The 21178-nt window shown below is 35.7% G+C and carries 23 protein-coding genes and 1 other RNA gene; 18 read left to right on the top strand and 6 right to left on the bottom strand.

The window, feature by feature from the left end; all coding sequences use genetic code 11:
• Positions 1 to 134: 134 nt before the first annotated feature.
• The 3 genes from ABF682_RS07710 to ABF682_RS07700 all read left to right on the top strand — a co-directional run bounded on the left by ABF682_RS07710 (position 135) and on the right by ABF682_RS07700 (position 2705).
• A complete protein-coding gene (locus tag ABF682_RS07710; RefSeq protein ID WP_415619446.1) occupies positions 135 to 800 on the top strand; it encodes a class A sortase in 666 nt (221 codons plus the stop codon).
• Positions 801 to 1089: 289 nt separating this feature from the next.
• The gene (locus ABF682_RS07705) at positions 1090 to 2004 is read left to right on the top strand and encodes a DNA/RNA non-specific endonuclease (protein WP_415619445.1); all 915 of its coding nucleotides are present in this window, start codon (positions 1090 to 1092) and stop codon (positions 2002 to 2004) included.
• 17 nt (positions 2005 to 2021) lie between these two features.
• Positions 2022 to 2705, top strand: coding sequence for a CPBP family intramembrane glutamic endopeptidase (locus ABF682_RS07700; RefSeq protein ID WP_289977275.1), 684 nt, complete (start codon positions 2022 to 2024; stop codon positions 2703 to 2705).
• 391 nt (positions 2706 to 3096) lie between these two features.
• Here the strand turns inward: ABF682_RS07700 and ABF682_RS07695 are convergent, their stop codons facing one another.
• Positions 3097 to 5370, bottom strand: coding sequence for a transglycosylase domain-containing protein (locus tag ABF682_RS07695; RefSeq protein ID WP_289977273.1), 2274 nt, complete (start codon positions 5368 to 5370; stop codon positions 3097 to 3099).
• Positions 5371 to 5381: 11 nt separating this feature from the next.
• The gene (gene recU, locus ABF682_RS07690) at positions 5382 to 5999 is read right to left on the bottom strand and encodes a Holliday junction resolvase RecU (RefSeq protein ID WP_415619444.1); all 618 of its coding nucleotides are present in this window, start codon (positions 5997 to 5999) and stop codon (positions 5382 to 5384) included.
• A gap of 234 nt (positions 6000 to 6233) precedes the next feature.
• Here recU and ABF682_RS07685 point away from each other — a divergent pair, with 234 nt between their 5' ends.
• The 6 genes from ABF682_RS07685 to ABF682_RS07660 all read left to right on the top strand — a co-directional run bounded on the left by ABF682_RS07685 (position 6234) and on the right by ABF682_RS07660 (position 9894).
• Positions 6234 to 6536, top strand: coding sequence for a helix-turn-helix domain-containing protein (locus ABF682_RS07685; RefSeq protein ID WP_415619443.1), 303 nt, complete (start codon positions 6234 to 6236; stop codon positions 6534 to 6536).
• A 491-nt stretch (positions 6537 to 7027) separates the two neighbouring features.
• Positions 7028 to 7228: a hypothetical protein gene (locus ABF682_RS07680; protein ID WP_415619442.1), complete on the top strand. Its 201-nt coding sequence runs from the start codon at positions 7028 to 7030 to the stop codon at positions 7226 to 7228.
• An 83-nt stretch (positions 7229 to 7311) separates the two neighbouring features.
• Positions 7312 to 7875 carry a DUF1273 domain-containing protein gene (locus tag ABF682_RS07675; protein WP_415619441.1) on the top strand — a complete coding sequence of 188 codons (564 nt, stop codon included), beginning with the start codon at positions 7312 to 7314 and terminating at the stop codon, positions 7873 to 7875.
• A gap of 68 nt (positions 7876 to 7943) precedes the next feature.
• The gene (gpsB, locus tag ABF682_RS07670) at positions 7944 to 8285 is read left to right on the top strand and encodes a cell division regulator GpsB (protein ID WP_056990285.1); all 342 of its coding nucleotides are present in this window, start codon (positions 7944 to 7946) and stop codon (positions 8283 to 8285) included.
• A gap of 25 nt (positions 8286 to 8310) precedes the next feature.
• An RNA gene (gene rnpB / locus ABF682_RS07665) (RNase P RNA component class B) lies at positions 8311 to 8682 on the top strand.
• Positions 8683 to 8757: 75 nt separating this feature from the next.
• Positions 8758 to 9894: a THUMP domain-containing class I SAM-dependent RNA methyltransferase gene (locus tag ABF682_RS07660; protein WP_289977264.1), complete on the top strand. Its 1137-nt coding sequence runs from the start codon at positions 8758 to 8760 to the stop codon at positions 9892 to 9894.
• A 171-nt stretch (positions 9895 to 10065) separates the two neighbouring features.
• On the opposite strand, the gene ABF682_RS07655 is transcribed toward ABF682_RS07660, so the two are convergent.
• The gene (locus ABF682_RS07655; protein ID WP_289977263.1) at positions 10066 to 10497 is read right to left on the bottom strand and encodes a ribonuclease HI family protein; all 432 of its coding nucleotides are present in this window, start codon (positions 10495 to 10497) and stop codon (positions 10066 to 10068) included.
• On the opposite strand from ABF682_RS07655, the gene ABF682_RS07650 reads away from it, so the two are divergent.
• The 3 genes from ABF682_RS07650 to ABF682_RS07640 all read left to right on the top strand — a co-directional run bounded on the left by ABF682_RS07650 (position 10391) and on the right by ABF682_RS07640 (position 13292).
• On the top strand, positions 10391 to 10864 hold the full coding sequence (locus ABF682_RS07650; RefSeq protein ID WP_415619440.1) for an EbsA family protein: 474 nt from the start codon (positions 10391 to 10393) through the stop codon (positions 10862 to 10864). The two genes, ABF682_RS07655 and ABF682_RS07650, sit on opposite strands and share 107 nt — an antisense overlap.
• A 129-nt stretch (positions 10865 to 10993) precedes the next feature.
• Entirely contained in the window at positions 10994 to 12652 is a 1659-nt protein-coding gene (locus ABF682_RS07645; protein ID WP_415619439.1) for a formate--tetrahydrofolate ligase, read from the top strand.
• Between the two features lie 340 nt (positions 12653 to 12992).
• On the top strand, positions 12993 to 13292 hold the full coding sequence (locus ABF682_RS07640) for a hypothetical protein (RefSeq protein ID WP_289977260.1): 300 nt from the start codon (positions 12993 to 12995) through the stop codon (positions 13290 to 13292).
• 392 nt (positions 13293 to 13684) lie between these two features.
• On the opposite strand, the gene ABF682_RS07635 is transcribed toward ABF682_RS07640, so the two are convergent.
• Positions 13685 to 14380: a hydrolase gene (locus ABF682_RS07635; protein ID WP_415619438.1), complete on the bottom strand. Its 696-nt coding sequence runs from the start codon at positions 14378 to 14380 to the stop codon at positions 13685 to 13687.
• A 39-nt stretch (positions 14381 to 14419) separates the two neighbouring features.
• Positions 14420 to 15202 carry a methylenetetrahydrofolate reductase gene (locus ABF682_RS07630; RefSeq protein WP_415619437.1) on the bottom strand — a complete coding sequence of 261 codons (783 nt, stop codon included), beginning with the start codon at positions 15200 to 15202 and terminating at the stop codon, positions 14420 to 14422.
• Positions 15203 to 15301: 99 nt separating this feature from the next.
• Here ABF682_RS07630 and ABF682_RS07625 point away from each other — a divergent pair, with 99 nt between their 5' ends.
• The 3 genes from ABF682_RS07625 to ABF682_RS07615 all read left to right on the top strand — a co-directional run bounded on the left by ABF682_RS07625 (position 15302) and on the right by ABF682_RS07615 (position 17953).
• Positions 15302 to 16003, top strand: coding sequence for a YjjG family noncanonical pyrimidine nucleotidase (locus ABF682_RS07625; protein ID WP_289977257.1), 702 nt, complete (start codon positions 15302 to 15304; stop codon positions 16001 to 16003).
• 153 nt (positions 16004 to 16156) lie between these two features.
• Entirely contained in the window at positions 16157 to 16420 is a 264-nt protein-coding gene (locus ABF682_RS07620; protein WP_289977255.1) for a LysR family transcriptional regulator, read from the top strand.
• 318 nt (positions 16421 to 16738) lie between these two features.
• Positions 16739 to 17953, top strand: coding sequence for an MFS transporter (locus tag ABF682_RS07615; RefSeq protein ID WP_415619436.1), 1215 nt, complete (start codon positions 16739 to 16741; stop codon positions 17951 to 17953).
• Positions 17954 to 17959: 6 nt separating this feature from the next.
• Here the strand turns inward: ABF682_RS07615 and ABF682_RS07610 are convergent, their stop codons facing one another.
• Positions 17960 to 18289 (bottom strand): hypothetical protein, encoded by a 330-nt coding sequence (locus ABF682_RS07610; protein ID WP_289977253.1) that lies wholly within the window; start codon positions 18287 to 18289, stop codon positions 17960 to 17962.
• Between the two features lie 93 nt (positions 18290 to 18382).
• Here ABF682_RS07610 and ABF682_RS07605 point away from each other — a divergent pair, with 93 nt between their 5' ends.
• From ABF682_RS07605 to manA, 3 genes are read left to right on the top strand one after another with little or no spacing between them, the layout of a single operon-like run.
• Positions 18383 to 19042 carry a histidine phosphatase family protein gene (locus ABF682_RS07605; RefSeq protein ID WP_289977252.1) on the top strand — a complete coding sequence of 220 codons (660 nt, stop codon included), beginning with the start codon at positions 18383 to 18385 and terminating at the stop codon, positions 19040 to 19042.
• Positions 19042 to 20046: a serine hydrolase domain-containing protein gene (locus ABF682_RS07600; RefSeq protein WP_415619456.1), complete on the top strand. Its 1005-nt coding sequence runs from the start codon at positions 19042 to 19044 to the stop codon at positions 20044 to 20046. Before ABF682_RS07605 ends, ABF682_RS07600 begins: the two co-directional genes overlap by 1 nt.
• A 34-nt stretch (positions 20047 to 20080) precedes the next feature.
• A complete protein-coding gene (manA, locus tag ABF682_RS07595; RefSeq protein WP_415619435.1) occupies positions 20081 to 21049 on the top strand; it encodes a mannose-6-phosphate isomerase, class I in 969 nt (322 codons plus the stop codon).
• Positions 21050 to 21178: the final 129 nt, after the last annotated feature.

Raw genomic sequence — 21178 nt, 5'->3', positions numbered from 1 at the left:
AACTTTTTTGTAAAAAACCTGCTTAATGATTTTCCAAGGTAGCGTTTTAGGATTAGATGCATTAAGAATGTATTGAATGAAGTAATATGATATATTTTAGATGTTAGAGAACTTAACAGGTTGGGATTATGAAAATGAAAAAAAAGATGATGTGGTTTATTGAGTTTTTGCTATTAGTGGTTGGATTAGCTTTAGTTTTTAATCAGCAAATTTCTGATTTATTAGTAAATAAGATGACGACAACTGACTTGAAACATAGTGTTAGTCAGAAACACGAGAAGAAAGGTTCCTTTGATTTTAACAAGGTCAAATCAGCTAGTGCTTCACGCATTGTAAAAGCTAGTCTTATATCAACGAATACTGGAATGATAGGGAAAATTGCTGTTCCGGCTGTTAATTTAAAACTGCCCATATTTTACGGAATTAGTAATAATAATTTATTACGTGGAGCTGGAACAATGAAAGCGCAACAAAAAATGGGTACTGGCAATTATGCGCTTGCGGGTCATCATATGAATAATCCCAACATTTTATTTTCTCCTTTAGCTAAGGCGAAGGTGGGGAATAAGGTCTATTTGACGAATGGCAAAAAAGTTTATGTATACAAAATTAGCGTACGCAAAACGATTAGCAAGTATCAGGTTCAGGTAATAGATGATGTGGTAGGCAAGCAGATGATAACGTTGATTACTTGTGATCCAATTAAGGGTGTTGCGCATACACCACTTAGAATTTTATTACAGGGCAACTTACAAAAAGTTGAGAATGTAACAAAGAATAATGTGAAGGTTTTTGAATAGGTAGTGTGGATTAATTGGTTTCCAATAAGATTGACTGAATTGTTGCGCATTTTAATGATTTTGGAATCAGATAAGTAATCTAGATTGGCAGAAACTTATTTTTAAAATATAATTATGGATAATCAGTAAAAGGGGATATCGTAGGACAATTTTTTGTCGCATTCCTCTTATTTTTTTAATTTGGGCTAGATTTATTTATTCGGTACTTTAGTGCCGACATAAGTCACTACAGGTCAGTACTTTTTAATAATATCATAGCCTAATAGCTAATGAGTTGGGGATAAAGATAGTGAGTAGAAGAAGAAAAACAAAGCGTACACCAGTTTCTCTAGTAAGTATTTTAACAGTTGTGATTGCATTACTAATCGGGTATGCAGCTCAAGATAATAATAATCATGAACATCATGAGAGTGCAGAGAGTCTAACAACGAGTTTTACTTCTAGAAAGTATTCAAGTAGTACAAATACGAATGAGTCAAGTAGTAGTTCAACAGCTAATTCTTCATATTATTCGAGTTCAACAAATAATAATTCAGTTCCTAGTCAAGTACTTGCAGAATCAGTATTGTTGCAAGACGTAAGAAATGAATTAGGAAGCAGTATAGTTTGGAATAATGCAGGTGCTTTTATCATTAATAACAATCAAACGACACTGAAAACTAATATTAGCAGTGCACCGTATGCAACAAATGCTGTTGACGGTTTGGGGAGACCAACAGTTGGTGACGCGTGGCTGAATAAGACAACACGTCAATATCATAATCGGGATACAACAAATGAGGGTGCGACTTCTTGGAAACCAGCTGGTTTTAAACAGCTCTTGAATTTACAAGGTACATATAAACATGCTTATGATCGTGGACATTTGTTAGGGTATGCTCTAATAGGCGGAATTACTAGCTTTGACGCCTCTGAGTCAAATCAACGCAATATCGCTACACAGACTGCGTGGGCAAACGAGGCCGCCGCAGATTACTCTACTGGTCAAAACTATTACGAAACGATTGTTAGAAAAGGACTAGATCAAAATAAGAAGATTCGTTATCGTGTTACAGATATATATAGTGGAGAAAATATTGTACCTTCTGGTGCGCATATTGAAGCAAAATCAACGGATGGAACAATTGAATTTAATGTATTTATACCCAATGTGCAAAGTGGGATAAGGATTAATTATGCAACGGGCGAAGCGACGATTCAATAATATGGGAGAAGGATATGATGAAAAAAAGTATACAAAAAGCGGGATATCTCATAATTCTGTTAATTGGTTTTGGGTTATGCATAGTACCTCAATTTGGACTAATTCTTCAGCTAAAAGTTAAGAATGAATTGATTCAATACCTGAGCTTTTTGTTGACAGTAATTTTATATATCTTGGCTATCTGGTTAATTTGGAAATTATTGAAGAAAATTACAGGAGCACCAATCTCCAAGCGGCAATCTGGTGCTTTTGTTAGGAAGTATTTAGCGGGGCTTAGTATATTATTGTTTAGCGAGTACATTTTAGGGATATTAAACTTCTTGATTAATGGTGAGAATCAAACTGTCAATAATACAGCAATTACAAAATTATTTTTTCAACAAAATTCAGTCAAATTAACAATGATATTGATGGTAGTAATCTTTGCACCAATCTGTGAAGAATTGTTCTTCAGGGCACTGTTAATTAATACCATTAAATTAAAATTTTTCAATTTTAATTGGTTGGCAATCTTGATAAGTGGGATTTTATTTGGATTATTACATGCAAGCGATACAATTCTCAGTGCGCTCATGTATGTTACAATGGGAATAATTTTAGGAGTAATCTACGTGAAATATGACAATATTAAGTTGAATATAGCAATCCATGCGACTAATAACTTGATAGCACTTATCCCAATATTACTAGTGATCTGGTAAAAAGCAGAGCAAGAGTTTTCTGTAAAGTTGATAAATAAAAAGTAAGCAAGTTAGAAATAATTTAAGATAACCTTGGAGCTGGATCAAAAGTTAAATTTTGATCCAGTTCTTCTATTTATTACGTATAAACATGTTTCATAAGTCAAAATTCTCTGGTTGATTCCAAAGTAGCTATTACAAAGTTGAGGTCATGATCATAATTTCGAGTCTTCTTTTTGCTAATGAAATACTGTGAGCAAAGATTTTTATGAATAATTTACGCAATAGCCAGCAAGTCAAATTTGAGTATCAAAAAATCTCCCCTTGATTATCAGAGAAATTAGGATATTTCATCTGAAAACAATGGGGAGACTGTGGCAGTTAAATAGCTTACCGCTTTTTGTGTAGAGTATCAGTTACTAGGAGTAGCTGAATTAGCTGAACTAGAAGAGCTTTCTGTAGAATCGGATGTCGAATTATTCTCAGAAGACGCGCTAGTAGAAGAAACGGAATCACTTGAAGAAGAACTTGTACTAGAACTAGATATCGAACTAGAAGAACTTTCTATAGAACTGGACGTTGAACTAGATGAATCTACACTGCTGAATACGCTACTTGCAATACTAGAGCTCTCAATATCGGACGATACAGTGTCTGTTGAACCGGCTAGATAAAGCTCACGCACACCGTTAACTGTTTTTGTGTATACATTGCTTGGCTTCTTCCAATTTTTATTCGGTTTTCCTTGCGCAAGATAAGTCATTGCGTATTTATAGAAGTAAGAAGCAATTCTCGCAGACGACTGGGTCAAATAATTACCAGTCTCGTACTGATGATCATAGCCAACCCAGACAGAGATTGAATAATTTTTTGTATAACCATTGAACCAGGAATCCATGTCTGCTGAACTAGGAAATTTAGAAGAAACATCTGACGGATACGAGTTTGTCCCAGTTTTACCAGCCTGATATAAACCGCTGATGTTGGCATAACGCCCAGTACCCTTGGAACTAGTAATAACATCTTTAAGCATGTCTGTAATCATGTAAGCAGTTGATGATTGCATGACTTGTTTTCCCGAACTTGAGTAATTCTTAGAACTACCATCTGAAGAAGAAATTTTATTAATGTAGCGTGGCTTGTAGTATGTTCCTCCATTTGCAAATGCAGCGTACGCGGCTGCATTTTGTAGTGTTGAAGAAGCCAAACCGATCCCATTTTGGAATTCAAGAGTCTTCTTATAGTTGAAGCCGAGCTTACTAATGAAGTTTTGCGCTTTGGTAATTCCGACCGCCTGTAAAGAACGGATAGCAGGAATGTTCCGCGACTGTGTTAACGCGCTTCTCATTGTTATGGCTCCTTGGTACTCGTCATCAAAATCGTAAAGATTGATACTTGTGCCAGGATAAACATATTCTGTATCTTGTAATTCATGGTAGGTTGCCCAACTCAAATACTCAATGGCAGGTCCATAATCCATCAGAGGTTTTGCAGTTGATCCATTTGTTCGATCTGTTTGGACGGCACGATTTAAACCGTATGTTACATTATTGCTTTTCCGGCCACCAATCATTGCGACAATCTTACCATTATTAGGATTCACTACGGTTGAAGCAACTTGCAGATTATTGTCTGGATATGTGATCTGATCACTTGTATTCGCAAGATTATATAAGTATTTCTGTGCATCCATATCTAAGTTTGTGTAAATCTTTAAGTTACCCTTGTATGGGTTGTATCCCTTGGATTCAGCTTCTTGAATTACCTGTTTGAGGTAAGCATCAGAAACTTTTGCCTTTTCCGTTGTGCTACTTGTTGTGCTTTTATGTGTTTGTACAAGTCCCTGAGTAATACTCTCACTTTTAGCCTGCTTGGCTTGTGCGGCAGTAATCTTTTTATTTGCTAGCATTGCACTGAGAACTTCATCACGACGTTTTTTCGCCAATGCTTGATTGGAATATGGATTGTAATCTGTTGGTGCATTTGGAATACCAGCAATTAGGGCAGTTTGAGCTAAATCTAGCTGGTCCAAAGATTTGTTAAAGTAATACTTTGCAGCAGTCTGCATTCCTTTGACACCATTTCCCATGTAAACCTTGTTGATATAAAAGGTCAAGATTTGTTGCTTGCTATAAGTGTTGTCTAACTTGAGAGCTAACCAAGCTTCTTGGGCTTTTCGCTTGAAAGTCTGGTCTGTAGAACTGGTTGAAAAATAAGCTAGCTTGATGAGCTGCTGATCTAACGTACTTCCTCCTTGCAAACCAGAAGATGCTGATAGATTGGAAAGAGCTGCGCCAGCTATACGTAGTGGATCGATTCCATGGTGTTTATAAAAGCGTCGATCTTCAATTGAGACAACAGCATCTTTTAAAGTTTGCGGTATTTTATTACTATTAACATAGATTCGGTTCTGTGTTCCTATGCGAGTTATGATCTTACCGTCAGCATCATAGATGGTAGTTGAACCTGCACTTGTAAGTTGAGACTCGCTCAGAGATGGTGCATTCTTTGCGTACATAAAGAATATTGTGGCACCAATTGCAATAGTCACTTCGGCAAGCACTAGCATTGTCAATAGAAATCTTTTAAAGAATTTTTTGAACTTGCCAACAGGTTTCTTTTTCTTTATAATTTGCCGTTTTCTTCGCATTACTCTTGAATTATTAGGATCCTGATTGCTACTCATGATGTACTCCTTTATGCATTACATAGATTTTCAATAATCTTATCTATACTTTTTAGGTATGGAATAAGCGGTGTTACATGATACTTAATTTGAAATCCATCCTTAACAATGATTTTCTTGGGAATCGACTTACGACCCTTTGCTTGATTATCCCAGTAATTAAAGAGAATCGAAGCAGGCAGTAAAAAAATTTCCTGGGTTGTGGTGAATTTAATAATAGTAAAGCAAATCCCTTTTTGGGTAACACAAGCCTTCATATGAGCGATTTGATGCTCGTGAAAATTGCTGAGCGGAAAGGATACTCTATTACGTGTTTCTTTTGCTTCAAAATCAAGATAATAGCCACGATATACGCCATTATAGTCAGTAGTAGATGCTTGCTTGAAATAAGCTTCCTTGATCACAGCAGCACTTCTTTGCGGATAGTCAACCTGGACAATTTGAATAGGTATTGGCTTTTTGTGGATTACAGCAATCCCCTGTTGCAAATAGTACTGGTTACTTTGGTTAAGCTCTTCTTCCAACGACATTCCGCGGTTGCCAAATATAATATTTGAATTCTTATTATTGTGTATTTCTTTTATTACCCTCGGTTGATATGTTTTGCCGTTTGGATATCTAAGAACCATGTCGCCTCACGCTCCCATTCGACCTATTATACCAACAACGTAAACAGTTGGCAAAAAAGCATTACTTCAGATTAGATGATATTTGCTATTTATAGGGTCGGTAACTAAGAAAACTTATGCTTTTAAGCGTAAGATGAGTTAAGGCTTTGACCGACCAGAATTGTATTCTGTTAATTGTTTCTCCATATGCTGAAATTTTGGAGAAAAGCTTGACATCAAAAGAGATGAACCTGAATGTATCAAGGGCTTAAACTACGGATATATCCTAATTTAGAACAACAAAAACAAATAGTTGAGAACTTTGGAGCGACTAGATTTGTTTGGAATCAGATGTTGGAGATGCAAAGTAAGTACTATAAAAACAATAAAGATTCTAAGTTCTTAAATGGTTTTGCAATGAACTTCTTAGTAAAACAATTAAAAACGGAATATTCATGGTTAAAACAAGCTGAGAGTACCTCACTACAAGACATTTGTGAAACACTAGCTGTAGCTTTCCAAAGATTTTTTAAAAAACTTGGGGATATCCTAAATTGATATCCTAAATTTAAGTCGCGAAAGTTTCCAAAGCAAAGTTTTAAGTCTAAATGTATAAATAACAATGTTATAATTATTATTTGAAACGGGGCTGAGTCAAAAGTTAAATTTTGATTCAGTTTCTCTATTTATTCCGTATAAACGTGTTTCATAAGTCAAAACTCTCCGTCTAACTTCGAATTACTCATAGCAAAGTACTCGCTATGTTCGTAATTTCGAGTTAATACTCAAATTTTCCCGACTTATGGCACACTCCCTTATACAGAGGAAAATTCACGGATGACAAAATCAAGTCAACGACTATCCAGTTAAGTCCAACAGGCAAGTTCTATTGTGTTCTACTAATTGAGTGTGAAAATCAAACACAATTTAGTAAGACAAATCAAGCTGTCGGTTTGGATATGGGGATAGTTGATTTGATAAGCACATCAGATGCTGTTAAATATCCGACAATTAGGTTTGATTAGATTCTTGCTAAAAAGAAACACTACTTGGAAAAACGACTAGCTAGAAGAAGACTATTAGTACAAAAAGAAATAGTTTGGGATAAACACAGTAAAGTCGTTGAACCTAGAGAGCTAGCTGATTTTAAGAACTATACCAAAGCTAAGCAGATGGTAGCTACATATAGTGAAAAGATAGCTAACCAGAGTAAACCGCTATCGAATACTGAAATGTATGAGATGAGATAAGTTATGCTTGTTCCTAGAAGCTCGGTACTTTAGTGTCGATGTAAGTCACGATTAGTCAAGTTATGATAGGAGTGAAATGAATAATGCGGATGTGGGTTACCGGATATCGTAGTTATGAATTAAATATTTATAAAAATTCTGACCCGAAAGTCGAAGTTTTAAAAAGCATTCTAAAAGATGCAATTAGACAAAAAGCAGAGGATGGTCTTGACTGGGTACTTGTTGGCGGACAGTCTGGGATTGAACAAATGACTGCTGAAGTTGTTTGTTCAATGAAAGAAGAATTCCCAGAACTTAAAGTGGCAATGATGCTGCCTTATAATGAATTTGAAACAAGGTGGAAAGAAGAACGGCAAGCAGCATTTGCACTCTTAAAAAGTCAAGTTGATTTTTGTGCAACGGTGAGTTCTGAGGAGTATAAGTCTCCGCAACAATTACGAAATTGGCAGAATTTTATGCTTGAACATACTGAAGCAGCGTTAATGGTATATGATTCAGAATTTGAAGGCAAGCCAAAATATGATGTATTAGCGGCAAAAAGATATGCAAAAAGACATGAATATAATATTGTAACCCTTGATATGGATTGGCTTGAAAATGGGACTAGGGAGTTTTTTGAAAGAAAAAATGAAAATAATTTGCAATAGCAGTAATATTTGGTATAATTAATAGAGTTGTAGACTTAGTTTTTCTAAAGAATATGAGGTGCATTGCTGTGGAGAAGATAAATTTCACGCCAAAAGATATTGTAAACAAAAATTTCAAGCCTAAGATGCGTGGCTATGATCCAGCAGATGTAGACGAATTTCTTGATGATGTCATCAAGGACTATGAGACGTATTCTAAAGAAACACAACGCTTGCAAATGGAAAATGATCGTCTTGTTAGTAAAGTGGATGAATTAACAAAGCAGTTGGCTGTTGGAAAAAGTGGTCAGACTAGTCGTCCAGTATCTAATGTTACGAACATGGACATTTTAAAACGTTTATCTAATTTAGAGCGTCATGTTTTTGGTGCGCAACTGAATGATGATGCAAATAGAGATAGTCGTTTTTAGTAAATTATTTTAAGTATTTGGTGTAGTTCTCTGGTAATCGCGGTCTACATTGAGTAGGCTGAGGAAAGTCCAAGCTTGCACAGGCTGAGACGCCTGTAGTGATCGTGCTTGCTGAAAAAATAAGGCAAGGTACCTTTGGGTAACGGCAGATAAAAGGACTAAGGCAGTTAGCTATGTCCGAGTAGTCTTGAAAGTGCCACAGTGACGAAGCAATATTGGAAACAGTATTGATGGAACGCGGTAAACCCCACGAGCAGGTAACCCAAACTTTGGTAGGGGCGCTTCATGACGGAAATGAACAAATCATGGGGGCAGATAGGAAACTATCTGGAGATAGATGATTACCACCGATTTCAACATCCTGTGTTGAATGACGTACGGAACGTGGCTTATAGAGGACTACATCTCAGGGAGGGGTTAGGTTTATTCCTAACCTTTTTATTTTGAAAAAATTATAAAGGAATGGGTGAACATGGAAGAATATAATTTAATTGCGACTGCTGCTGCTGGGATTGAGTCTCTTGTTGGAAATGAACTCAAACATCTGGGTTACCATGTTGAAATTGAAAATAGTCGAGTTAGATTCAGTGGAGATTTTACCGATATTATTAAGACGAATTTGTGGTTGAGAACAGCCGATCGTATAAAAATTGTAATCGCTGAGTTTACGGCTACTTCTTTTGATGAATTATTTGAAAAAACTAAAGCTTTACCATGGGATGAATACTTGCCACTGGACGCAGAATTTCCAGTAGCTGGAAAATCACAGAAGTCTAAACTATACAGTGTCCCAGATGTTCAAGCAATTGTAAAAAAAGCAATTGTTGATAAGATGAGTATGGTCTATCATAGGAAAACGCGTCTTGCTGAGACTGGAGCAAAATTTCCTTTAGAGGTCGCAATCAATAAAGATAAGGTACTGTTAACTTTGGATACAACAGGATCAAGTCTTTTCAAGAGGGGTTATAGAATTGAGAAGGGGCCAGCTCCGTTGAAGGAAAATATGGCTGCGGCTTTAGTACTTCTGGCACATTGGTATCCCGAAATGCCCTTTGTTGATCCGGTATGTGGTTCAGGCACGATTCCAATTGAAGCTGCAATGATTGGTCATAATATTGCACCAGGATTCAATCGAGATTTTATTTGCGAGACTTGGGGCTGGCATCCAGAAGAATTGGTCCAACAGATTAGAGATGAAGCAGATTCGAAAGCGGATTATGATATTGAATTAGATATTGCCGGCTACGATATTGATGGTAAGATGATTGATATCGCAAAGCTTAATGCAAGAGAAGCTGGACTTCTTCACAGTATCGAATTTAAACAATTAGCATTGAAGGATTTTAGGACTGAAAAAAAGAATGGTGTGATTGTCGCTAATCCTCCATATGGGGAACGTTTGAGTGACCAGACTGCTGTCCGAGAATTATATAAGCAGATGGGGCAGACATATAGAGAACTAACTACTTGGAGTAAGTATATTCTTACAAGTGATCTTGAATTTGATAAATTTTATGGTCAAAGGGCTACGAAAAAGCGTAAGTTATATAATGGCTCATTGCGGACCGATTACTTCCAATATTGGGGGAAAAAGGAGCGCAGCAATTAATACGGCTTTTTATACGAATGCAGTAAAAATGGTGTGCTGAGTTTGTGGCACACTATTTTTTTAGATTGAGTAAATGTTAAATTGATCAGAGTGCTGGATATTCTTTAGAAAAAGTTTAATTAAACGATAATTTCGTTATTTACCGAGATGTCTAGTATAATTAAGACAGAATTATTTTTTTAAAATGCTGTACAGCTTTTGTACTGCTAACGTATGTGCTCCATGATTTTCTTTTTCAGGAATCCATTGGCTAATAACTAATGGAAATTTTGCTTGGAATGCAGTTAGTTGTACAAGGAGATTATTATAATTTTTCGAATAGTTTTTATCAATACTCTCGATTACAATGCGACTATCACTAAAAAACATCAAGGTTTCAGTATTTCCAAATAATTTTTCTACATATTGAAAGCCAGTTAGTGCTGCTAGAAATTCAGCGGTATGATTGGACGAATCTGGTAGTGAAATGGCATATTGGAATTGCTTACCATTCTTGATGATGAGGATACCAGCAGTGCTAGTTCCGGGATTTCCCTTTGTAGCTGCATCAGTAAAAAGTTTAATCAGATTAATCACTCCTAGGAAGGTGTTTTTTATGAACAAAAAGTTCTGGTATCAGCCAGATATTGCGACCAGCGTCATTTGTTGGTCATTCACATTCATGATACTACTTTTAAGTATTCTATTGTGGCTTGAGATAACCGTTTTTCAAATATGGACAGCTGTTGTTTTTATAATTTTTTGTGTAGTTGTACTCATTCAAATTTTTTTCAGGTGGATTGAAATAAGTGATGAAAAGCTGATAGTTCATACAATAATTCCACAAAATACAAAAAAATTCGAGCTGGCGAGCATTGAGAATGTTAGAATGGCAAGGTATGGAATTAATATTACTGTAAAAAACCAAAAATACTATTTTATTATGAGGAAAAGCAGTTGCGAAATTCTATACAATTTAATAGATTCATAGTAGAAAGTTCGCAATTAGCATTGATAAGTATAGTATAATGTTTTATTTTACCACATATACAAATAATATAATGACATTTAACGAACAATGAATTATAATTCAGTTATATTTGTTAGGAGGATGTTCTCGTTGAAAGATATTGAAATTGCACAGCAAGCTAAAATGGTGAATATTAATGAGATTGCTGCAAAGGTTGGCTTGAAGCCATCAGATATTGAGCAGTATGGGGATTTTAAAGCAAAGATTAAATTACCTGTTAATAAAAATAATAAAACTAAAGAAAAGTTAATTTTGGTGACCGCAATAAATCCAACACCAGCAGGAGAAGGAAAATCGACTGTAACTGTTGGACTAGGGGATGGACTTAGTCTACTAGATAAAAAAGTAATGATTGCACTGCGTGAACCTTCATTGGGACCGGTTATGGGAATGAAGGGTGGAGCTACAGGTGGTGGATATTCACAGGTTATTCCAATGGAAGACATAAATCTGCATTTTACTGGTGACATGCATGCCTTGACAACTGCCAATAATACTTTGGCTGCTTTGATAGATAATCATATATATCAGGGTAATTCATTAGATATTGATCAACGCCGAATTATTTGGAAAAGAGTATTAGATATTAACGATCGGGCGTTGAGACATGTTGTGATTGGGCTAGGTGGAATTTCCCAAGGTATTCCACGCGAAGATGGTTTTGATATCACGGTTGCTAGCGAGTTAATGGCTGTCTTGTGTCTTGCAAAGAATGTCGCTGATTTGAAACGGAGAATTGGGAATATAGTAATCGGGTATACAACAAAGAGAAACCCGGTGACTGTCGCTCAGTTAGGAGTGACAGGTGCAATCGCATTATTGTTAAAAGATGCAATTAAACCAAACTTAGTTCAAACTTTGGCACATACGCCCGCAATTATTCATGGTGGACCATTTGCTAATATTGCCCATGGCTGTAACAGTGTTCTGGCAACTCAGACTGCGTTGAAGTTAGCTGACTATACAATTACGGAGGCTGGTTTTGGTGCAGATTTGGGTGCCGAAAAATTTTTGGATATCAAGGTACCAGTACTTGAGAAGACCCCAGATACAATTGTAATTGTTGCAACAGTGCGGGCTTTAAAGATGCATGGTGGAGTTAAGAAGGATGACTTGGAACAAGAGAATATCAAAGCATTGACAGGGGGTTATGTCAATTTAAGGAAGCATATTAATAATATGAAGCAGTATAATGTACCAGTCATAGTTGCAATTAATCAATTTACTTCTGATACTGAAGCTGAGTTAGAGTGTCTGCAAAAACTGTGTGCTAATGAAGGAACAAAAGCAGTGGTTGCTAACGTTTGGGCAAAAGGAGGAACTGGTGCATTGGAATTAGCGAAGGCGGTAGTTTCTTCTTGTGAGGAAGTTAATGAATTCACACCGCTTTATTCAGAAGCAGATGATATTCGGGCAAAGGTTGAGAAAATTGTTACCAATATTTATGGTGGAACAAAAGTGGAGTATGGCCCCAAAGCTAGACGTCAGCTTAAGCAATTTGCCGAATTGGGATGGGACCACCTTCCAGTATGTATGGCGAAAACACAGTATTCATTATCTGACGATGCAAAGAAACTAGGGGCACCGACTGACTTTACAATTCATGTTCGTGAATTTGTTCCAAAATTGGGAGCACAATTTATTGTTGCGCTGACTGGTAATGTTTTGACCATGCCAGGCTTACCAAAAACTCCGGCAGCAAATGCGATGGAGTTAAGTGATGAAGGTCAGATTTCAGGGTTGTATTGATTACGATTACGTTATCGGAAAGTTCTCTGCGGAGGACTCTCTGATTTAGAGGAATGCTGCAACTGGTTGACTATTAATATTTGATAATATATGGTACAATGTAATTACATTAAGCGTTATTTAATTTATAGATTGGTTTTAGGTTTGATGATCTTTCATGTTAATGGCGCAACTATAGAGTTGTAAATGTGTTATAGAGGTTGGGATAGCACTTTGAAAGTTAGAATTTAATTTTAGTTCGTGTAATAAAATTTTCGGAACAATTTAATATAATTAGCTTAGTTAGAAGGCGTCGTACAGTGGTATGACGCCTTCGTCAATTTAAGCAGGAAGAAGGATTATGATGGAGAGAGTATTGAAGGATTTAGGACTAATGGTAGGAAATGAAACAAATCCATGTGTCTATGTTGGTACAACGAATGAGGAAGGTTCCGAAGGTGAAGGTGCAAAGGGAAAAGGTCATATTGTTGTAGTCACAATTTACAATCCCCAAAACAGTTCAATCAAGCATTCAAATGGAAAGAGCTTCTTGTTGAGATCCGATATGAAAGTTTCGAAGATAGATGTTAGAAATTCTTACCGAATTGATAATATAATGTTTGACGATATTAATGAAGACATCATTGAACAGGAAAGTTAGCATACTTTTTAATTAATAGGTGATGGTGACTGAATTCACTTCATAGGAAGCTCATATTAATTAGAGTTTCAGAATATAAAAATAAGTTGGGTGTACCATAAGTCAGAAAATTTGAGTATCAACTAGAAGTTACGAACATTGTGAGCACTTTGCTATGAGTAATTCAAAGTTAGACTGAGAATTTTGATTTATGAAACACGTTTATTTGTAATAATATAGAGGAACTAGATCAAAATTTAACTTTTGACCCAGTTCCTCTATTCATTACAAGTAAATATTTCTTGACAGAGACAAATGAATGCTTAAAAAAACTTCCTGCCATTTTTTAGAACTAACTTACCTTTATTATAGATGATAAGAGAATACAAAGGTAGCCTTTGTTTCTAAAATTTTTAATTCTCACGTCGATATTGTTCCATTTTTTTCTGGAAGGTTGTTTCTGTAATACCATAGGCAGTGAAAGAAACAGCATTAGCACCCGCATGAATTGTCTCAAGAATTTGTTCATCTGTTTTACCGCCTGATGCAATAATGGGAAAATTTTCATCTAGACCAAGTCGTTTTAATTCATTTCTTACCCAAGCAACTAATTCTGGAGTGTCTTTTCCGCCAGCTACATTAAAAGCCTTTACCCCAGCGTCTATTCTTTCTTTTAAGTTTAGGTTTGAGCTTACAACAGTGTAAATAACAGGTACATCAACAGCCTTTGTGACATTTTTAATTGTCTCAATGGGTGTTGGTGCATTCAGGACAACAGCCTGAGCACCGTTTTCTTCGGCAAAAAGCCCAACGACAGTTGATCTGATACCATTAGTTAGACCGCCGCCTATCCCTGCAAGAATAGGAATATTTGAAACTGTTGAAACAGCTTCTAGAATGCGGGTATTGGGAGTCCATGGATAAACGACAAGAACAGCATCTGCATTACAGTTTGCAATCACGGCAACATCAGTTGTATAAATAATACTTTTAATTTTTTTGCCAAATAATTTGATTCCTGATGCATGGCGGATAATTGCCGGTGTTTCAACAATGTCAGCTCTTAGCTTAGAAGAAAGATTTGGGATATTTTCGATTGAATCGTTCATTTTTCATCCTCCAAAACATATTATAATTAATAGCCATTATCATAATACTCCGTCAATCAATATTTGAACAGTTTCTAAATCATTAATTGTAAAAAAGTGAAAATCGATTAGTCCTTCATTTTTGAGCTGATTGACTTGATTTACTGCAAATTGAATACCAATTTTTTTAAGTTCAGTATTGTTTGAAATTTGTTTAAATGAACTAGGTAATTGTAATATTTTCTTTACAAAAGCTAGTTGGGTTTTATTAGTTATTACCATGATACCGGCTCTGATTTGGGCTTTAATTCCGGCATTGCGACAATGGTGAACGAACTGTATGAACAGCTGAGTGTCGAAGAAAATTTGTGAAATAAATATTTTACATCCAGCAGCTTCTTTGGCTTTCATTAGAGATATTTCTCTTTCCAGAGTAACATTTGAAGCGGCAGTTTCTGGATGACAACTACACAAAATTTTAAAATGCGGGAGCTCATTATGTAAAAATTGAGCTAACCCAAGTGCTGACGGGAGGACAGCATTTTTGGCTATTTTCTGATTACCAGATAAGACCAATGCTGAATCAATAACATCTTTCTTTAATTCTGTTAATAATTTGTACAGCTCTTTTTGTGTAAATGAAGATGCTGGTAGATGAATGACTGTTTTGATATTAGTCATTTTTTTGAATGATGCAGCAGTTGAAAAGGTTGTTTCAAAAAAAGAACGAGTATGATTGGTATATGCAATACTTATGAATTCAGGTGTTAGTTTTTTGAGAGCCATAATTTTTGAATCTGGAATACTTTGGAGCAGTTCAAGTGAATAATTAAAAGTTGCCATATTTTAATCCTTTGTTTTGTGTTTTTATTAATTGTAGATCTTTTCGCAGAATACATAAATATATTTTTACGATAATAGCTAATTATGGAGGAAAATAATTTGAAGAAAAAATATCAAACCTTGTTTTTCGATATTGACGATACTTTATTGGATTTTGGAGCAGCGGAAAATCAAGCATTAGAAAAACTATTTAGTACAGTAGCTGAGGTCGAACTAACTGCTGTTGTTAGGAAAAATTATAAGATGTTCAATCAATCCCTTTGGAAGAGGATGGAGCAAGGTAAAATATCACGTGAAAAGTTACTATCTACTAGATTTGCAGACTTTTTTAACCAAGAATTTGGAATGAATGTGGATAATAATCAAATGAGTGAACAATATTTAATATATTTGGCACAAGGGCACCAAGAAGTTACTGGAGCTCGGCAATTATTGAATGCGTTGCATAGAAAGTCTTTTAAATTATTTGTAGTAACAAATGGAGTGAAAAGTGTACAAACTAAAAGATTAGTTGATTCACATTTCGATACCTATTTTACAGATATATTTATATCAGAACAGACAGGATATCAAAAGCCAAATAAAAAATTTTTTAATTACGTTTTTGATAACGTTAGAAACTTCGATGCTGATAGTTCATTGATTATTGGAGACTCGTTGACTTCTGATATTGCTGGGGGCATTAATGCAGGAATTGACACAATGTGGTTCAATCCAGAACGCAAAAAAAATTTGACAAATTATTCAGCCGACTATATAGTTCACAGTCTTTCAGAAATTAACAATTTACTTATTAATTAATATAAATAGCTAAGTATTTGCTGTGAAAATTTAGAAGTTTAATTAAATGATTTGTAACGTTTATCTGAATACAAAAATGATATAATTAAGTTATTGAATTATGTTAATTTAAAGTGGTTGTTTTATATCTGTAGACTTTGAGAGGTGAAATGAATGTTTAAGGTTGTTCTAGTAATGCATGATGGAGAAAATGAATATTATCGGATGAATAAGGTGTATTTTGAGAATATGCCAATTGCAGGTCAGTATATTTATAATTCGGATGGCCTAGCATATCGCGTTGAAGAAGTTGCAAGTTTTGCTGGATATGTAAGTGAAAAAGGAGCGACAACGATTTTAGTGGTTCATCCAGTTGATAAGAATGAACCCGTCAGTGACATTTATGGTCTTGATATTGAAAGAGATTTGGATGATTAACAAAATTTTTAGAGTATAGGATTATAAGCTGCTGATTTAATCGATGATTGACAATCAGAAAATAAATTGGTTAGTGGGGACGGGGGACTAGGTCAAAATTTAACTTTTGGCCCAGTCCCTTCCTATGTTTAGTCAAGCCCTTAAGTTGATTCTTTAATTTTTGAAGAATAGCCAAAATAATTGTATTGTTGAAAAAAAGCAGAATTATATGGCTTTCGATAATTAGTTTTTTATAGTATTTATCACAAATTTATATGCTAAAGCTGACTGGAGTGTTACCATGGTAGTTGTTTAATTTATAAGGGAGCTGAAATTTGGATGGGAAAAGCCGCTACAAACGACAGTCGAGTCTGGAAAAAAAGTTTTCTGACACTGTGGATGGGGTGCTTCATAACTGCGCTAGGTTATTCAATGACAATGCCGTTTATTTCACTTTATATAGATACTCTTGGTAAGTTTTCAACATGGCAGTTGAATCTGTATTCTGGAGTAGCCTTTTCAATTACATATTTCTCGCAAGCCATTGTTTCACCCTTCTGGGGAAGTCTGGCAGACCAAAAAGGGCGTAAGTTGATGTGTTTACGCGCATCTGGTGTTATGGCATGTACGATATTTTTGGTTGGGACAGCGCAAAGCGTTTGGATTGTAATACTGTTAAGGTTCTTGCAAGGAGCATTTTCAGGGTACATCAACAATGCAACTGCTCTGATGGCGGGAGAAACACCACATGAACGGAGTGGTCAGGTAATGGGTAATCTGATGACTGCAAATGTTACTGGAACATTATTAGGACCGCTATTTGGTGGCCTGATTGCAGGCAGTCTCGGGTATCGCATCACTTTTTTTATCACGGGAATACTAATGGGGTTGGTCTTCATATTGACCAATGTTTACGTTAAAGAACATTTTATTCCGATTCCTGCAAAGAAAATGAAATCTATTAAGAAAATCTTCGGTGAATTAGAGAATAAGGGCTTGATTATTACAATGTTTTTAACGACATTACTTGTACAATCATCTTTGATGTCGATTTCACCAATTATTAGCTTATTAGTCCGCCAGTTGATGCATGGGTATGGGAATATTTCATTAGTTAGTGGCATTGTAGCTGCAATGCCGGGATTTGGAACATTATTAGTGGCCTCAAGAATAGGGCGCTTGATGGATAAGACGGAACCTGAAAGGGTCTTACTGTTTGGGTTACTAATTACAACAGTTGTCTTCATACCAATGTTCTTTGTAACTAGCCCGTTGCAATTAGGAATACTAAGATTTATATTAGGGCTTTCTAGTGCAGCAATGTTACCGGCAGTTCAGACTATCTTGACTGTCGACGTTCCTAGTGAAGCATTTGGAAGAATTTTCAGTTACAACCAATCTTTTCAAGCAACTGGTGGAGTTGTGGGACCATTGATTGGATCGTTAGTTTCGAGTGTTTTCAACTATCAAAGCGTATTTTTAGTCACAGCTGCCCTAGTATTAGTAAACTTTTTTGTAATACTAAGGTTTATTCCATTGAGAATGCACAGATAGAGAGAATTATTCAAAAGACAATTCTAAAAAATATTTTTGGATGTCTTTGATATAAGCAGTCGTAACCCAAACTTCTACAAAGTGCGGGTTATTTATTTGCTCAAAATCAAGGTAATAGTCCAGGAGTTCCCCGTGTTGTGCCAGAAAGTCATCAGCCAGACGATTGACCATTAATTGGTTAGTGGGAAAATAAATATCGGTATCAGAAATGGGTGTCTTGTTTGAAATAGCTAGTCTGATTACATTATTATATGGATTTTGTAGTAATTGGTAATTAGATTTATGTCGCTTTAGATAAGATAAAAGATTAAAGATTGAATCAGAATTACTTGCCATTTTTTATCAATCCTCCAGTTATTTAACTCAATTGTAGCAGTATTTTTGGTATAATTGAACCAACTAAAGAAATTCTTTGAATGGGGTGAAAGTATGACAGTACATTTCTATTTAGTTCGACATGGTCAGACACAGTTGAATAGGTATCACCGCCTTCAAGGGATTACAGATTCTCCTTTAACAAAAAAAGGAATAAGGAGAGCGAGCAAACTCGGAGTACGGCTCCAAAATATCGAATTTTATAGTGTCTATACCAGTGATTTAAAAAGAACACAAGAAACGGCGCGGATTATTTTGAGTGAGAATCAAAGAAAAATGCCAAAGATAATTAGTGAACCTGGGTTAAGAGAGATCAGTTTTGGGAATTTTGAAGAGATGAAGAATCGGCATATGATTCCAAATGCTATCCAAAAATTGGGAATTGGTCAGATTTTTGGTGCGGCTATTTCAAAAAAACGAGTTGCAGCAGCCATTAACTTGTTTGGAAAAATGGATGAAGGTGCACAAATTGAAGATGCTAAGCAGTTAAGTATAAGAATTACAAGGACCTTGTCTACTATTGGTAAACAATATGATGGACAGGAGATAAATATCTTAATTGTGGCTCATGCGCTGATACTTTCATTATTCATTGAGAACTTGAGTGGGGATGTGCCTTTATTGCTGTTGAAGAATGCCCGTGTCAGTCAGGTTGATTACGATGATGGGGAATTTAAAATTGTTAATATTAATAAGAAGAAGTCGAAAAAATGATGAATGAAAAAACAACGGATTTATTACACAAACTAGTCTCAGATAGAATTGTACCTGGAGTATCTTATACCATGATTCATAAAGAAGAAGAGCAGAGTGAAGTTTTTGGAAAACGACAGCTAGAACCTAGTTTGCAGGAGTTACTCCCTGACTTAAAGTACGACGTGGCATCACTTACCAAGGTTGTAGGAACCACAACTGTAATTCTAAAATTAGTTGATGAAGGAAGATTGGCATTTGATGATAAGGTTATCAAATATCTCCCAAATTTTTTTGATGGTCGAGTAACAATTCGCCATTTGCTGACGCATACTTCTGGCATTACTGGATATATTAAGAATAGAAATGAATTAAGCGCACAGGAACTATTGAAAGCATTGTATACACTGCATGTTGGCCCAACTTTTGAGAATGAAGTTGTTTATACTGATATTGGAATGATCTTTTTAGGTCTGATTATTGAAAAATTCTATAAGAGACCAGTTCAAAGGGTAATCACAGAAGTGGTGTTAAAGCCGTTAAATTTAAATAATAGCACATTTATACCGCTTAAAAACGAATGTGTGCCTACAGAAATAACCAAAAAGCGTGGGTTAATTCAAGGTGTTGTTCATGATCCAAAGGCATATATTCTGCAGCAACACTGTGGTTCAGCAGGGCTTTTTATGACAATCAAGGATTTAGTGAAGTTTACTAAATGGCTATTAAGCGAGAGCACTAGCCGTACATTCTTTAAAACGGATATAGTGAACGAATTGTTTAAAGATCAGACGCCAACGCACAACTTAGGGAGAACATATGGCTGGGACTTAAGAGATAATCAGGCAAATGAGGTTTGTATCTATCATACTGGATATACGGGAACATTTATTCTAATCGATAAAAAGCAGCAAGATGCACTGATTGTTCTGACAAATAGGGTGCATCCACATACGCCAAATGATGAATTTTTATTGCGTAGAGACCAAATAATTGATGAATATTTGGGTGAAAAAGAGATATAATGTAAGCGAAGCCAAAATTGAGAGGGGAACAGCTATGTCAAAAGAACCGCTTTTTTTAGAACCAGCTTTCCAAGAAAAAATATGGGGTGGAAACAAACTAGCTAGTGAGTTTGGTTACAAGATTCCAAGTGAACATACGGGAGAGTGTTGGGCAATTTCTGCTCATCTTCACGGGCCTGCAACTATTAGTAATGGGGAGTTTAAGGGTGTTAAATTGAATGAACTCTGGGATTCGCATCGTGAAGTGTTTGGCAATGCCAAGGGCGATGTTTTTCCATTATTGACCAAAATCCTAGATGCACGCACAGCACTTTCAGTACAAGTTCATCCTGATGACAAATATGCTTTGAAGCATGAGCATGAATTGGGAAAAACAGAATGTTGGTATGTAATCTCAGCTGATGAAGATTCTGAGATGATTTATGGGCATCATGCTAAGTCACGCGCAGAGTTAGCAGAGCTGATTGAGAATGAACAATGGAATAAATTATTGAGACATGTTCCTGTTAAGGCTGGCGATTTCTTGTATGTGCCAAGTGGAACTATTCATGCAATCGGTAAGGGTGTTATGGTTCTTGAAACACAACAAAGTAGTGATACAACATATCGGGTTTATGATTTTGATCGTGTTGATGAAAAGACTGGACAAAAAAGAGAGCTGCATATCCAACAGTCAATTGATGTTACGAATGTTCCCCATGAAGATCCGAAACTTGAGACTAAGGTTGCAAAAGTAGGAGATGGGATGCTTACAACTTTTGTCCAAACAGACTTTTTTAGTGTTTACAAGCTGGAGTTGGAAGGTGGACAAAGTATGGGAATACGAACAAAAGCACCATATACGTTGTTTTCCGTACTTGATGGTCATGGTAAGTTGATAATTGAAGATCAGGAGTATTCAATCAAGAAAGGCGTTCATTTTATCCTACCATTTGTTGTGAAACAATGGCAATTCAGAGGTAATCTAACGTTGATTATTTCTGAGCCTGGGGAAAAAGCATAGTAAGAATCTGAATAGAGTATGTCGCTTAGATTGTTAAATTTTAACTTATGGAATACGTTTATTCGTAATAATATAGAGGAGTTATGTCAAACGTTAATTTTTGACATAGCTCCTCTATATATTTTGCCC

This window comes from Liquorilactobacillus sp., assembly GCF_047719775.1.
In the GTDB taxonomy this organism is placed as follows: domain Bacteria; phylum Bacillota; class Bacilli; order Lactobacillales; family Lactobacillaceae; genus Liquorilactobacillus.
Note: the sequence above shows the minus strand (reverse complement) of the source record. Positions and strands in the feature narration are given on the sequence as shown.

What these genes read in the sequence shown, in the direction of transcription:
- ABF682_RS07635 (WP_415619438.1), bottom strand. Translation starts at nt 14,380, where the DNA reads ATGAACGATTCAATCGAAAATATCCCAAATCTTTCTTCTAAGCTAAGA.
- ABF682_RS07615 (WP_415619436.1), top strand. Translation starts at nt 16,739, where the DNA reads ATGGGAAAAGCCGCTACAAACGACAGTCGAGTCTGGAAAAAAAGTTTT.
- ABF682_RS07675 (WP_415619441.1), top strand. Translation starts at nt 7,312, where the DNA reads ATGCGGATGTGGGTTACCGGATATCGTAGTTATGAATTAAATATTTAT.
- ABF682_RS07660 (WP_289977264.1), top strand. Translation starts at nt 8,758, where the DNA reads ATGGAAGAATATAATTTAATTGCGACTGCTGCTGCTGGGATTGAGTCT.
- ABF682_RS07695 (WP_289977273.1), bottom strand. Translation starts at nt 5,370, where the DNA reads ATGAGTAGCAATCAGGATCCTAATAATTCAAGAGTAATGCGAAGAAAA.
- ABF682_RS07640 (WP_289977260.1), top strand. Translation starts at nt 12,993, where the DNA reads ATGATGGAGAGAGTATTGAAGGATTTAGGACTAATGGTAGGAAATGAA.
- ABF682_RS07605 (WP_289977252.1), top strand. Translation starts at nt 18,383, where the DNA reads ATGACAGTACATTTCTATTTAGTTCGACATGGTCAGACACAGTTGAAT.
- ABF682_RS07685 (WP_415619443.1), top strand. Translation starts at nt 6,234, where the DNA reads ATGTATCAAGGGCTTAAACTACGGATATATCCTAATTTAGAACAACAA.
- ABF682_RS07710 (WP_415619446.1), top strand. Translation starts at nt 135, where the DNA reads ATGAAAAAAAAGATGATGTGGTTTATTGAGTTTTTGCTATTAGTGGTT.
- ABF682_RS07700 (WP_289977275.1), top strand. Translation starts at nt 2,022, where the DNA reads ATGAAAAAAAGTATACAAAAAGCGGGATATCTCATAATTCTGTTAATT.
- ABF682_RS07630 (WP_415619437.1), bottom strand. Translation starts at nt 15,202, where the DNA reads ATGGCAACTTTTAATTATTCACTTGAACTGCTCCAAAGTATTCCAGAT.
- manA (WP_415619435.1), top strand. Translation starts at nt 20,081, where the DNA reads ATGTCAAAAGAACCGCTTTTTTTAGAACCAGCTTTCCAAGAAAAAATA.
- ABF682_RS07650 (WP_415619440.1), top strand. Translation starts at nt 10,391, where the DNA reads ATGATGAGGATACCAGCAGTGCTAGTTCCGGGATTTCCCTTTGTAGCT.
- ABF682_RS07610 (WP_289977253.1), bottom strand. Translation starts at nt 18,289, where the DNA reads ATGGCAAGTAATTCTGATTCAATCTTTAATCTTTTATCTTATCTAAAG.
- ABF682_RS07600 (WP_415619456.1), top strand. Translation starts at nt 19,042, where the DNA reads ATGAATGAAAAAACAACGGATTTATTACACAAACTAGTCTCAGATAGA.
- recU (WP_415619444.1), bottom strand. Translation starts at nt 5,999, where the DNA reads ATGGTTCTTAGATATCCAAACGGCAAAACATATCAACCGAGGGTAATA.
- ABF682_RS07620 (WP_289977255.1), top strand. Translation starts at nt 16,157, where the DNA reads ATGTTTAAGGTTGTTCTAGTAATGCATGATGGAGAAAATGAATATTAT.